Source organism: Bradyrhizobium sp. Kon37 (assembly GCF_055807535.1).
On record NZ_JBVVOY010000002.1, the window covers coordinates 637,368 to 650,370 of the forward strand.

The window sequence follows — 13,003 nt, forward strand, 5'->3', positions numbered from 1 at the left end:
GTTCCCGACACTCGCTGTCGGGAACCATCGTCCTGTCAGGTTCGTTGATACATTTCAGCAAGCATCTCCTGACAGGATTCCCATGTGTCGCTGGATCGCATATCGGGGCGAGACCACGTCCTTCGAGCCCTACGTCACCGAGCCCGAGCATTCGCTGATCGCGCAAAGCATCCGCTCGCTCCAGTCGACCGCCGGCTCGAATGGAGACGGCTTTGGTCTCGGCTGGTACGGCGAGCATCCGGAGCCTGGTCTTTATCGTGAAACACGCCCGGCCTGGTCGGACGAGAATCTCCGCTACCTCTGCCGCCATTTGCGCTCGCATCTGTTCTTCGCCCATGTGCGCGCCGCCACCGGCACGGCGGTGACGCGGCAGAACTGCCATCCCTTTGCCTGCGGCCAGTGGATGTTCATGCACAATGGCTTCGTCGGCAGCTGGAATCGCCTGCGGCGCAAGGTCGAGGCGCTGATCCCCGATGCCTACTACCCCTCGCGGACGGGCACGACCGATTCGGAAGCCGTGTTTCTCGCCATGATGGGCGCCGGACTCGACGCCGATCCGCTCGGCGCAACCCATCGCGTGCTGCGAGCCCTCGTCGGCCTCGTCAACGAAGGCGAGCTTCGTGAGCGGCTCCGCTTCACCAGCGCCATCGCCAACGGCCGGGATCTCTACGCCTTCCGGGTCGCCGTCAACGATGCCGCCAACACGCTGTATTTCCGCGAGGCCGGCGGCCAGGTCATCGTGGTGTCCGAGCCGTTCGACAAGGAAACGGACTGGACGGAAGTGCCCCCGAATCACGCGTTGGTCGCACGTGCGTCCGAAAGCGCGAAAATTGTTCCGTTCGATCTTGCAATTTGCGGTGGGGCCGACGCGGAACCCGCCCCTGTCAGAAGGATTATCGCCCGCAGGTAAATACCTTGGCCGGGTGGCACGATGACATTTGCATCAGACGTTTTGAGACTGCTGCGGCTCGATTCCTCGGAAGACAAGCAGCACCTCGTCATTCGCTCCGCCGGCGGACGCGGCAAGGCCGCGGAATATTCGTTCGGCATCGAGGAGGAATACTTCCTCGCCGATCGGCGCAGCCTTGAGGTCGCGATCCAGACTCCGAATGAGCTTTTCGAATCTGCGAACTGGTCCACCGGCGGCCAGGCGATGCGGGAGATGTTGCAGTCGCAGCTCGAGGTCGCCACCAACGTTCATGTCGACGTCGCCGACGCGCGCGAAGAGCTTCGCTTCCTGCGTCGCGAAGTCGCAAACGTCGCGGCACAATACGGTTTCGTGATCATGGCCTGCGGCACGCATCCGACCGCGGTCTGGCGCATGTCGCAGCCGAGCCCGAAGCCGCGCTACGAGGAGATGATCGAGGATCTGCGCAGCATCGGCCACCGCAACCTGATGTGCGGCATGCATGTGCACGTCCAGTTGCCCGATCCGGAGAAACGCATGGCGGTGATGCGAGCGATGCTGCCGCATCTGCCGCTGTTCATCGCCCTGTCGGCCTCCTCGCCGTTCTGGAATTCCCACAAGACCGGGCTCAAAGGCTATCGGCTCGCCGCCTATTCCGAGCTGCCGCGCACCGGCCTGCCCGAATTGTTCGAGAGCAGGCAGGATTACGACGAATATGTCGGCGCGTTGCAGCGCTCGGGCGTGATCCCCGATGAAAGCCACATCTGGTGGGCCATGCGCCCCTCCATGAAGCACCCGACCCTCGAGCTGCGTGCGCCCGATACCTGCACCTTCGTCGACGACGCCGTTGCCATCGCCTCGCTCTATCGCTGCCTGACCCGCTATCTCTACCTGCGACCTCATCTGTCGAAGGAGGTCACCGCGGTCGAACGCGCGATCGCGGTGGAGAACAAATGGCGCGCCCAGCGCTACGGCACCGATTGCATCTTTGCCTCCAAGGACGGGCCGGTCGAGATCTCCGAGCTGCTCTCCCGCGTGATCGAGGACATCGCCGAAGACGCCGCCGCGCTGAACTGCGCCGCGGAGGTCGAACACTGTCGTACCATCGTCGAACGTGGCAGCTCGGCTGAATTCCAGCTTCGTGCCTTCCGCGACAATGCGGAGGACATCGCCGCCGTGTCGCGCTGGATCGCAGACGCGACGATCTCGGGGACGAGCACCCCGGCCGCAGGCGTCGCTGCGCCCTCATAGCGCCCGCGCAAGCTTCGGGAGCAACAGTGTCGGTCCTGAATTCGGAAGGTCGCGGAGAGAACCATGAATCGCGTCAAATGTTGCGCCGGCTGTGGCCATGGCCTCATTCCGATGCTCTCGGCCAAAGGGCGCGCGGAGCTCAGCTGCCTGTGGTGCGAGCTGATCGAGGCCCGTGCAGTGGACATGGCGAAGTGGGCTGACAGCCCGTACGGCAAGCCCGAGCGGACCCTCCGTCGATCTTTCGAATGAACGGCTCCAGACACCCGGCCGCCGACTTCTCCTGATCGGCGCCGCTGCACGTCCGCGCCAGGATGCCGACAAATTAGACAAGACACGTTTCGTCGCCAGGTTTGCAGACCGGGCGAACCCGGCCATGCAGGCTGGCGAAGCGTGTCAGCTAACCTCAGGTGCAACCTCGATTTTTCCTCGCGTGGCGGCGAGTCGCCAAGCCTTGCATGCCGCACAGCACTTCGACTGGCCCAAAATTCGCAAGGCAGCATCAGGCCTGATCCCTGCTCCCCCGATTGGAGCAGCAAGATGCGTGCGCCGAGAGACCGGGGTGAGCGGTCTAGAATCGGAGAATGCCATGAACGTGCATGCCGCCGGCGATCTCAAAATCACCGGCCTCACCCGCCCGGACGGCGCCCCCCTTCGCCTCAACACTCAGGATTTCGTGGCGATCGACCGCGACCGGAATGCGAAGTTCGAGGCAACGTACCGGCCGCAAGCCCTCTACAATCGCGCCAACGAGGGTTTCCACGCCAACAACGAAACCTTCCTGCTACACGAAGTCGCGACCAATCTGCCGATCTATCTGCCCGACACCGGTCCCACAGATTTCCATCTTCATCTGCCGCCGGGCGGCTTTCAGCTCGTGTTGGTCACCTCGGGCGCGTTCACCTTCGATTATGACGGGCGCTTCTACAATGTCGGCCCCGGCGCGGTGATGCTGCAAAGCGCGATCGTGCACCGCCAGCTATTTTATACCTGGTCCGGATTATCGACCGAAGAGAATTTGAAGACACCACAAACGGTGGCGCCGGATCCAATTTCCATGGGCTATTCCGGCAAATTCCTCGAAGCCTTCATCACCGATCCGACGACGTTTCCAAACCCGACCATTGTCGGCCCGGATCAGATCAACGAAGACGAGACGCCACGGGTGGCATGGAGCCACTCTCTGCATGATCGCCCTGCGGACGCAGGCTTTTGGCTCCAGGACCCGCTGGCGCTGGATGCACTGTTCAAGCCGCTCACCGACAGCCCGGTCAAATCATCGATGCCGGTCTATGTGCGCGACATCGGCATTGAAGTCCCGAGCGGTCACCTCGTCGCCGGCCACATCATCGCAACCGATCCGCGCGGCCAATCGCTCTTGCCCAAAAGCACGGCTGCAGCGGCGGACACCACATGCTTCGCCAAGGGCGAGGTCGTGATCTACCGCGTGATCCGCGGCACGGCCGAATTCAGGAACAAGACTGGCGAGACCTTTGAGCTCACGGCCGGCGACGTGGTGACGGCAGGCAAGAACGCCACGGCCCTCGTCGGTGTCGGTGAGAACACGCAGGTCCTTCGGCTCGGCCTTCTCAAAGGCATGAACGACCTCCGCAGCTGGACGCCGACGCAACGCGACGAGATCGACGGCCTCGCCGGTCAGATCATCACACAGAAGGACATCCGTCCCCTGCGCACCGAGGGCAAGCCGGTCGGGTATCTCTACGACTGAGCGGAGTTACTCCGCCGCCTGGCGGACGTGGCGGGCGGTCGGGGTGCGCATGGTGACGAGCTCTTCGGCCGCGGTCGGATGCAGCGCGATCGTCGCATCGAAATCGGCCTTTGTCGCCTTCATCTTCACCGCAATCGCGACCGCCTGCGTGATCTCGGCCGCGGCGTCGCCGACGATGTGACAGCCGAGCACGCGATCGGTTGAACCGTCGACGACGAGCTTCATCAGCACGCGGGTATCGCGGCCCGACATCGTCGCCTTGATGGGGCGGAACGTGGTCTTGTAAATGTCGACATGGCTGAATTGCGCGCGGGCCTCGGTCTCGGTGAGGCCGACGGTGCCGACCTCCGGCTGCGAGAACACGGCAGTCGGGATGTTGGCGTGATCCACCTGCACCTCGCGCTTGCCAAACACGGTGTCGGCGAACGCATGGCCCTCGCGGATCGCGACCGGCGTCAGATTGAAGCGATGGGTGACGTCGCCGATTGCATAGATGCTGTCGACCGAACTCTTCGAGAAATGGTCGACGGCGATGCCGCCGTTCCGCGGGTTGATGGCGACGCCGGCCTTCTCCAGGCCGAGATTGGCGACCGCGGGATGGCGGCCGATCGCGAACATCACCTGGTCGGAGGCGAGGCTCGATCCGTTCGACAGATGCGTGGTGAATTCCTCGCCGTGCCGATCGACCTTCGTCACCGTGCAGCCGGTGAGAATGGTGATGCCCTGCTTCTCCATCTCGGCGCGGACGTGGGCGCGAACATCCTCGTCAAAGCCGCGCAAAATGTTGTCGCCGCGATAGATCACGCTGACGTCGGAGCCGAAGCCGCCGAAGATGCCGGCAAACTCCAGCGCGATGTAGCCGCCGCCCTGGATCACGATCCGCTTCGGCAGCTTGGTCAGGTGAAACGCCTCGTTGGAGGAGATCACGTGCTCGATGCCGGGAATCGGAGCGCCGTGATTGGGCGCGCCGCCGGTGGCGATCAAAATGTATTTTGCGGTGATCTTCCTGTCGTTCTCGAGCAGGCGGACCGTGTGCTTGTCCTCGATCACCGCGCGGCTCTTGACGATCTGCGCGCCCGACTTCTCGACATTGGCGGTGTAAGCCGCCTCCAGACGTGCGATCTCCTTGTCCTTGTTGGCGATCAGCGTCTGCCAGTCGAAGGTCGCAGGCGGAACGGTCCAGCCAAAACCGGCGGCGTCCTCGATCTCATGACGGAAATGCGAGCCGATGACGAACAGCTTCTTCGGCACGCAGCCGCGGATCACGCAGGTCCCGCCCATGCGGTACTCTTCCGCGATCATCACGCGGGCGCCGTAGCCGGCCGCGATGCGGGCGGCACGCACGCCGCCCGAACCGCCACCGATGACAAAGAGGTCGACGTCGAATTCAGCCATTGTCCACTCCGACCTCTTTCAGAACATGATCTGGATTCTGATCAGATAGGAACTGTCAGATCTCCTTGCCACGCTTGCGCATCTCGGCCCGGAAGTTGCCCATTACGGTCTCGGAGAAGTTCTGGGCCCAGGAGTTCATGAAGGCCATGCTCAGCCCGATGGCGCGGGGCTCGGCCTCGATCAGCTTCTTTCCCAGCGGCGATTTGTAGAAGGTGACGAGATCCTTCAGCTCCTGCTCGGTGAACTCGCTGGCATAGACCTGCGCCATGCCCTCGCCGATTTCGTTCTCGCGGCCCTTGAGCTGCTGGGCGACGACCTGGGCGACCTCGGTGAGGTCCTTCTGATAATTCAGGTTCTGCTGGATCAGCGCGATCTTGGTCTTCTCGACCAGGCCGGGCACGGCGTTCGCGTACATCGCACTGGCGTTCTTGATTGCCAGGATCTCCTTGGCGGCCGCGATGGCCGCCGGCGTCGATTTCGGCCCGGCGGCCTGCTGAGCCACGGCCGGGGCGACCGAGAGGGCCAGTCCCACAGCGAGGGTCGCGACCGGCAACAATTTCAAAACGCTCTTCATTCCTAGTCTCCTTTCGGCTTTCGCCGTTCAATCACGCGAATTCCCTCGCCACCCGCCAAAACAGCCGAGCTGGCCAAGCCGATGAACAAACCATGCTCGACGACGCCGGGGATCGCGCTCAACGCCGTGGCGAGGCGCGCGGGATCCTCAATCTTTTCGAGCTGGGCATCGACGATCCAGTGGCCGCCATCGGTGACGAAAACGTGGCCGTCCTTGCCGTTGCGGACCGCCATCTGCCCGGAAACGCCGCATTCCGCAAACGCCTTCTCGATCGCGCGCCGCGTTGCGCCGAGCCCGAACGGGATGACCTCGACCGGCAGCGGAAAGCGGCCGAGTGTCGGCACCCATTTAGTGTCGTCGGCAATCACGATCATGCGATCCGAGGCGGCCGCGACGATCTTCTCGCGCAACAGCGCGCCGCCACCACCCTTGATCAGATTGAGTTCGGGGTCGATCTCGTCGGCGCCGTCGATTGTGATATCGAGATGGTCGATCTCGTCCAGCGTGGTCAGCGGCACGCCGCAGCGGATTGCATCGAGGCGCGTCGCCTCGGAGGTCGGCACGCCGATCACTTTCAGTCCGGCGCGGACCCGCTCGCCGAGCAGCTCGACGAAATGTTTGGCGGTCGAGCCGGTCCCAAGCCCGAGCTGCATGCCGTCTCGGACGTCCTCGAGGGCGCGCGCCGCAGCCTGCCGCTTCAACTGGTCCATGTTCACGTTTGCGCCGTCCCTGAATAACGAGTGTGCTGCCCGATGGGCTTGCGGCGGCCTGTGTAGCCTCGTTTTCCCTCGGAGAACAGGGTCTGGGGGAACGGGCCTCCGGGCCCGCCTTATAAGGTGATCTTATGGCTTCGGCCCTTGCGCGGGCGGGGCCGGGCCGGTAGCGCTGGGCCATGATCCCCTCCCACACCATCGTCTTCGATCTCGACGGCACGCTTGTGGATACGGCGCCCGACCTGATCACCGCGCTCAATTACGTGCTCGACCGCGAAGGGCTGCCGCCCGTGCCGATGGCCTCGGCCCGCAACATGATCGGCGCCGGCGCCCGCAAGCTGATCGAGCGGGGGCTGGAGGCCGAGGGCCGCAGCGTCACGGTCGCCGACATGGACCGGATGACGGCCGACTTCATCGCCTATTACGCCGACAATATCGCCGTCGAATCCCGGCCGTTCGAGGGGCTGGAGGCTGCGCTCGACCATTTTGCGGCCCAGGGCCATCGTCTCGCCGTCTGCACCAACAAGCTGGAATGGCTGTCGAAGCGCCTGCTGGACCAGCTCGACCTGAGCCGGCGCTTCGCCGCAATCTGCGGCGCCGACACTTTCGGCGTCCAGAAGCCCGATCCGACCATTTTCCGCGAAACGGTGGCGCGGGCCGGCGGCGAGGTCAAAGCCAGCATCATGGTCGGCGACGCCGGACCCGATGTCGGCGTGGCCCGGCGCGCAGGAGTTCCCGTGATCGGCGTCAGCTTCGGCTATACGGACGTGCCGATCGCCGAGCTGAAGCCGGACCGGCTGATCCATCACATGCGCGACCTGCCGGCCGCAGCCCACAGCCTGATGACTACGCAGGAAGCTCTCAAGTAGCTGAGATTGCTTGATTACTCCACGGAATCCCGCATTAACCATCTACTAACTATGCGCGGCCCGCCGGTTGCTCGCTTGGAACGACACTCCTAAGTTTGTCCGGGGATGTGGCGGTTCGCCGCACTAGGTGGATGTCATGCGTCGTGTCATCTCGTTTGCGTTAGCCGGAGTAAGCGTCATCGGGGCAACGAGCCTTGCTGGCTGCTCCTCGATGTCTTCGGTGTCCTGGGACATGTTCAAGTCGGCCCCGCCGATCGTCCAGGTCCGGCTCGAATCCAATCCCCCGGGTGCTGACGCCACGACCTCACTCGGTGGAGGCTGCAAGACCCCCTGCTCCGTGTCGGTTCCCGCCCCCGACGCCCCCCTCACGGTCGCTTTCGCGCTGCCGAAATATCAGCCGCTGAGCGTGCCGGTGAACGTCATCAGGAATCCCGGCGACTTCACGACCCCCGCCTCGGTCACCACCGACCCCAATCCGGTTTTCGCGGAGCTCCAGCCGGCCGTTCCGCCGAAACCGGTCCGCAAGCCGCACCGGCCGAAGAAGCCGAAACCGGCGGCGCCCGCCGCTGCCCCGGCGGCTGCTGCCGCACCGGCCGCGGGCTCGCCGTTCCCCGATCCGAACACAGGCAAGCGCTGACCTCCGTCATCCCCCCAATTGTCTCTGACGCCACCGATGCTTAGATTGCGTTCAGGGCGCAGCTGAAGCAAAGCTGCTCCCGTTGCCGCAAGTGACAAGGCATTTGGTATGAACGGACTTTCCGCGAGCTCCCGCGCCGCGCTGTCGAGCGCGATGACCGATCCGTTCGGACGGACCATCTCGTATTTGCGCGTCTCCGTCACCGACCGCTGCGACCTGCGCTGCTTCTACTGCATGTCGGAAGACATGACGTTCCTGCCCAAGGCGGACCTGCTGACGCTGGAGGAACTCGACCGGCTCTGCTCGGCCTTCATCGCCAAGGGCGTGAAGAAGCTGCGGCTCACCGGCGGCGAGCCGCTGGTCCGCCGCAACGTGATGACGCTGGTGCGCTCGCTGTCGCGGCATCTCAAGAGCGGCGCGTTGAGCGAGCTGACGCTGACCACCAACGGCACCCAGCTTGCGAAACACGCCAGCGAACTCGCCGATTGCGGCGTCCGCCGCATCAACGTCTCGCTCGACACGCTCGACCCGCAGAAGTTTCGCGAGATCACCCGGTGGGGCGAGATCGACAAGGTGCTGGAAGGCATCGAGGCGGCACGCGCTGCAGGCCTCGCCGTCAAGATCAACGCCGTGGCGCTGAAGAACCTCAACGAGGACGAACTTCCCGACCTGATGCGCTGGGCCCACGGCAAGGGCATGGGGCTGACGCTGATCGAGGTCATGCCGATGGGCGAGATCGGATCGGGACGGATCGACCAATATCTGCCGCTGTCGCTGGTGCGCGCGCGCCTCGCCCAGCAGTTCACGCTGACCGATCTGGCCGAGAGCACCGGCGGGCCGGCGCGCTATGTCAGCGTCGCCGAGACCGGCGGCAAGCTCGGCTTCATCACCCCGATGACTCATAATTTCTGCGAATCCTGCAATCGCGTGCGCGTCACCTGCACGGGAACGCTGCACACCTGCCTCGGCCACGAAGATGCCTCCGATTTGCGCAAACCTCTGCGTGCATCGGACGACGATTCGCTGCTTGCGGATGCGATCGATCGCGCCATTGGGCTGAAGCCCAAGGGCCACGATTTCATCATCGACCGCCGCCACGACCGCCCCAGCGTCAGCAGGCACATGAGCGTCACCGGCGGCTAGCATCGGCTGCCCGGCCGCGGCTTATTCCCCTTAACTATCAACAAACTTCCGATTGACTGGCGGCAAACTCGCTGGTTTGGTGCGGCTGCCTCATGCCTGCGCGGCGAGACAAGCCAACGCGCCACTCGGCGCAGTCAAGACGGCCGGGGCAAATCGGGGAGGACCAATCTTGCAAGCGCTCCTGAAGCTGAGCAATGGAATTGACGCGTTCACACGTTGGACCGGCAAGCGTCTGGCTTGGCTGATCCTGGTCGCCGTCGTCATCTCAGCGGTCAATGCGATCATTCGAAAGACGTTGGACACGTCCTCCAACTCGTGGCTCGAGCTGCAATGGGTGCTTTTCAGCATCGTGTTCCTGCTGTGCGCGTCCTGGACGCTGCTCGACAACGAGCACATCCGGATCGACATCTTCAACAGCATGATGCCGAAGCGGGCTCGCAACATCATCGACATCATCGGGCACATCTTCTTCCTGATCCCGCTGACCATTGTCATGATCGTCACCGGGGTACCGTTCTTCCTGCGCTCGCTCCAGATCAACGAGCAATCCGGCAATGCGGGCGGCCTGCCGCAATGGCCGGCCAAGTCGCTCATCATGATCGGCTTCGCGCTCCTGCTTGTTCAAGGCATCTCCGAACTGATCAAGCGGATCGCCATCATGCGTGGCATGATTCCGGATCCCCACGAGTCGCAGATTTCGGCGCTGGAAGCCGAAGTCGAGCATCTCGTTGAAGCGATCGAACAGAAGTGATCGCCAAGCGGCATCGTAGGGGGATTCAATGACCGCGTTTATCGTCGCCAATATGGCGCCCATCATGTTCGCGACGCTCGTCGTCGTGCTGCTGCTCGGCTATCCGGCGGCATTTTCGCTCGGCGCCGTCGGCCTGTTCTTCGCCATCATCGGCGTTCAGCTCGGGCAATTTCACCCGGACTTTCTTCAGGCCCTGCCCGAGCGCGTCTACGGGGTCATGAACAACGACACGCTGCTCGCCATTCCCTTCTTCACCTTCATGGGGTTAGTGCTCGAGCGCTCCGGCATGGCGGAGGATCTGCTCGACACCATCGGCCAGTTGTTCGGCACCATCCGCGGCGGTCTCGCCTACGCGGTGGTGTTCGTCGGCGCCCTGCTTGCGGCGACGACCGGCGTCGTGGCGGCCTCGGTGATCTCGATGGGCCTGATCTCGCTGCCGATCATGCTGCGCTACGGCTACGACCGCCGCGTGGCGACCGGCATCATCGCGGCCTCCGGCACGCTGGCGCAGATCATTCCGCCCTCGCTCGTCTTGATCGTGATGGCCGACCAGCTCGGCAAGTCCGTCGGCGACATGTACGAGGGCGCATTCATTCCGGGCCTGGTGCTCGCCGGCCTCTATGCAGGTTACGCGTTCCTCGTGACCATGATTTTTCCGAAGGCAGCGCCGGGTCTTCCCAAGGAGGCCATCGGTTTCCGCGAGGAGAGCGGCGACCGCGGCCTGAAGTCGCTCGGCGTGCTGTTCCTGGCGAGCTGCGTGTTCGGCTGGCTCATGATGCGGAATTCGGAGACACACGGCGCCGACTTCGTCGTGCTCAGCATGTTCTTCGGCATCCTCTTCGCGTTCTTCGTCGCCATCGCGAACTGGGTCCTCGACAAGCTGACGGGCTACCGCTTCCTCTCGAAGATGGCGCAACAGACCACCTTCGTCATGGTGCCCCCGCTATTCCTGATCTTCCTGGTGCTGGGCACGATCTTCATCGGCGTCGCGACCCCCACCGAAGGCGGCGCCATGGGCGCAGCCGGCGCCCTCATTCTCGGAGCCGCGAAGCGGCGCCTGACCTGGGACCTGATCCGTCAGGCCACCGAATCGACGGCGAAGCTGTCCGCGTTCGTCGTCTTCATCCTGGTCGGCGCGCGCGTATTCTCGCTCACCTTCTACGGCGTCAGCGGCCACGTCTGGGTCGAGCACCTGCTGACCTCCCTGCCCGGCGGCCAGATCGGGTTCCTGATCTTCGTCAACGCCTTCGTGTTCGTGCTGGCGTTCTTCCTCGACTTCTTCGAGCTTGCCTTCATCGTGATCCCGCTGCTCGGGCCGGCTGCCGAGCATCTCGGCATCGACCTGATCTGGTTCGGCGTCATCCTCGGCGTCAACATGCAGACGTCGTTCATGCATCCGCCGTTCGGATTTGCGCTGTTCTATTTGCGCTCGGTGGCGCCAAAGGAACGTTATACCGATCGCGTCACCGGCAAGCGCATGGAGCCGGTCACGACGGGACAGATCTATTGGGGTGCGGTGCCGTTCGTCGTGATTCAGATGATCATGGTGCTGCTCGTGATCATGTTCCCGTCGATGGTGATGCACTACAAGGGCGTACAGTCCACCGTCGATCCCAACAGCATCAAGATCGACATTCCCCAGATCGATCTGCCGCCGCTCGATTTCGGCCAGCCGAAGCAATAGCGCCCGGCCCGCCTGCAAAAAAAGAACCCGGAGCTTTTGCTCCGGGTTTTTTCGTTTGGGCCGATCGCGCGCCCTGCGATCAGCTCTGCGAGTTGCGCGCCATGAAGTTGTCATAGCCGACTTCGGCGACCTGGAACCACTGATATCCGTTGTTCGAGAACGCGGTCAGCGATTCATAGACTTTCTTGAAGTCCGGGTTGGTGGCCGAGACTTCGGTGTGCAGCTCCTTTGACGCCTTGAAGCAGGCCTGCATGACCTCGGGCGAGAACGGATGCAGCTTGGCGCCGGCTGCGAGCAGGCGCCGCAACGCCGGCGGATTGGACTGGTCGTACTTCGCCATCATCCAGTTGTTGGCATAATGACCCGCCTGCTCGAGGATGCTCTGGTAGTGCTTCGGCAGCGCATTCCACTTGTCCTGGTTGACGAAGGCGAGAAGCATCGGCCCGCCTTCCCACCAGCCCGGGAAGTAATAATGCGGCGCGACTTTCACGAAGCCGAGCTTCTCGTCGTCATAGGGCCCGACCCATTCCGCTGCGTCGATGGTGCCCTTCTCCAGCGCCGGATAAATGTCGCCACCGGCGATCTGCTGCGGCACCGCACCGAGTTTGGCCATCACCTTTCCGGCAAAGCCGCCGATGCGGAATTTCAAGCCGCTGAAGTCCTGAGGCGTCTTGACCTCCTTGCGGAACCAGCCGCCCATCTGACAGCCGGTGTTGCCGGCAAGCAGCGAGACGACGTTGTACTTCTTGTAGAACTCGTTGAGAATCTCCCTGCCGCCGCCGAGTGTGTACCAGGCCTGGTTGATGCGCATGTTCGGCCCGAACGGCACCGACGATCCGAAGGTGAAGGTCGGGTCCTTGCCAAAATAATAGTAGGACGCGGTGTGGCCGATTTCGCAGGTGCCGTTCTGCACGGCATCGAGCACCTGGAGGCCCGGCACGATCTCGCCGCCGGCAAATGTCTGAATCTGGAATTTGTTGTCCGTCGCCTCCGCGACCATCTTGGCCATCATCTCGGCGCCGCCATAGAGCGTATCGAGTGATTTCGGCCAGCTCGTCGGCATGCGCCATTTGATCTCGGGCGTCGTCTGCGCGATCGCTGGAGCGGCGAGCGTGGCGACACCCGCCGCACCAAGCCCGGTGACCTTGATAAAATCTCGTCTTTTCATGATTTCCTACCCTGATGGATTGTGACGGTGGGCCTTCTTGCCGAGGCTTGGCGGTCAGCATGGAACAAGTGTCGCCCGATTTCCATCCCTCACGATGTGAGGGACGAAAATGCCCAGCTCCCGCACCGTCCGTCCTACGACTTTAGGCTTAGGCGGCCAGCGGCCCTGCCTCTCGACATCATGTC

The 13,003-nt window shown here is 63.3% G+C and carries 13 protein-coding genes; 9 read left to right on the forward strand and 4 right to left on the reverse strand.

Features of this window, described 5'->3' with window-relative positions; genetic code table 11:
* Positions 1 to 82: 82 nt before the first annotated feature.
* The 4 genes from AC0L3J_RS07370 to AC0L3J_RS07385 all read left to right on the forward strand — a co-directional run bounded on the left by AC0L3J_RS07370 (position 83) and on the right by AC0L3J_RS07385 (position 3,884).
* On the forward strand, positions 83 to 910 hold the full coding sequence (locus AC0L3J_RS07370) for a class II glutamine amidotransferase (RefSeq protein ID WP_473346645.1): 828 nt from the start codon (positions 83 to 85) through the stop codon (positions 908 to 910).
* A 21-nt stretch (positions 911 to 931) separates the two neighbouring features.
* Positions 932 to 2,158 carry a carboxylate-amine ligase gene (locus AC0L3J_RS07375; RefSeq protein WP_473346646.1) on the forward strand — a complete coding sequence of 409 codons (1,227 nt, stop codon included), beginning with the start codon at positions 932 to 934 and terminating at the stop codon, positions 2,156 to 2,158.
* A gap of 63 nt (positions 2,159 to 2,221) precedes the next feature.
* Entirely contained in the window at positions 2,222 to 2,407 is a 186-nt protein-coding gene (locus tag AC0L3J_RS07380; protein ID WP_027569415.1) for a hypothetical protein, read from the forward strand.
* 337 nt (positions 2,408 to 2,744) lie between these two features.
* A complete protein-coding gene (locus tag AC0L3J_RS07385) occupies positions 2,745 to 3,884 on the forward strand; it encodes a hypothetical protein (RefSeq protein WP_473346647.1) in 1,140 nt (379 codons plus the stop codon).
* Positions 3,885 to 3,890: 6 nt separating this feature from the next.
* Here the strand turns inward: AC0L3J_RS07385 and gor are convergent, their stop codons facing one another.
* The 3 genes from gor to rpiA are packed head-to-tail and all read right to left on the reverse strand — an operon-like array spanning position 3,891 to position 6,569.
* Positions 3,891 to 5,279, reverse strand: a complete 1,389-nt coding sequence (gene gor, locus AC0L3J_RS07390) for a glutathione-disulfide reductase (protein WP_473346648.1) — start codon at positions 5,277 to 5,279, stop codon at positions 3,891 to 3,893.
* Between the two features lie 55 nt (positions 5,280 to 5,334).
* Positions 5,335 to 5,853 (reverse strand): DUF2059 domain-containing protein, encoded by a 519-nt coding sequence (locus AC0L3J_RS07395; RefSeq protein ID WP_456764880.1) that lies wholly within the window; start codon positions 5,851 to 5,853, stop codon positions 5,335 to 5,337.
* 2 nt (positions 5,854 to 5,855) lie between these two features.
* Positions 5,856 to 6,569, reverse strand: a complete 714-nt coding sequence (rpiA, locus tag AC0L3J_RS07400) for a ribose-5-phosphate isomerase RpiA (RefSeq protein WP_354055680.1) — start codon at positions 6,567 to 6,569, stop codon at positions 5,856 to 5,858.
* Positions 6,570 to 6,745: 176 nt separating this feature from the next.
* On the opposite strand from rpiA, the gene AC0L3J_RS07405 reads away from it, so the two are divergent.
* The 5 genes from AC0L3J_RS07405 to AC0L3J_RS07425 all read left to right on the forward strand — a co-directional run bounded on the left by AC0L3J_RS07405 (position 6,746) and on the right by AC0L3J_RS07425 (position 11,650).
* The gene (locus tag AC0L3J_RS07405) at positions 6,746 to 7,435 is read left to right on the forward strand and encodes an HAD-IA family hydrolase (RefSeq protein ID WP_473346649.1); all 690 of its coding nucleotides are present in this window, start codon (positions 6,746 to 6,748) and stop codon (positions 7,433 to 7,435) included.
* A gap of 136 nt (positions 7,436 to 7,571) precedes the next feature.
* On the forward strand, positions 7,572 to 8,072 hold the full coding sequence (locus AC0L3J_RS07410) for a hypothetical protein (protein WP_473346650.1): 501 nt from the start codon (positions 7,572 to 7,574) through the stop codon (positions 8,070 to 8,072).
* Between the two features lie 108 nt (positions 8,073 to 8,180).
* A complete protein-coding gene (moaA, locus tag AC0L3J_RS07415) occupies positions 8,181 to 9,215 on the forward strand; it encodes a GTP 3',8-cyclase MoaA (RefSeq protein WP_473346651.1) in 1,035 nt (344 codons plus the stop codon).
* 169 nt (positions 9,216 to 9,384) lie between these two features.
* Positions 9,385 to 9,966 (forward strand): TRAP transporter small permease subunit, encoded by a 582-nt coding sequence (locus tag AC0L3J_RS07420; RefSeq protein ID WP_456764884.1) that lies wholly within the window; start codon positions 9,385 to 9,387, stop codon positions 9,964 to 9,966.
* Between the two features lie 28 nt (positions 9,967 to 9,994).
* Positions 9,995 to 11,650: a TRAP transporter large permease gene (locus AC0L3J_RS07425; protein WP_473346652.1), complete on the forward strand. Its 1,656-nt coding sequence runs from the start codon at positions 9,995 to 9,997 to the stop codon at positions 11,648 to 11,650.
* A 79-nt stretch (positions 11,651 to 11,729) separates the two neighbouring features.
* Here AC0L3J_RS07425 and AC0L3J_RS07430 read toward each other — a convergent pair whose 3' ends face one another.
* A complete protein-coding gene (locus AC0L3J_RS07430; protein ID WP_018459382.1) occupies positions 11,730 to 12,818 on the reverse strand; it encodes a TRAP transporter substrate-binding protein in 1,089 nt (362 codons plus the stop codon).
* Between the last annotated feature and the right edge of the window lie 185 nt (positions 12,819 to 13,003).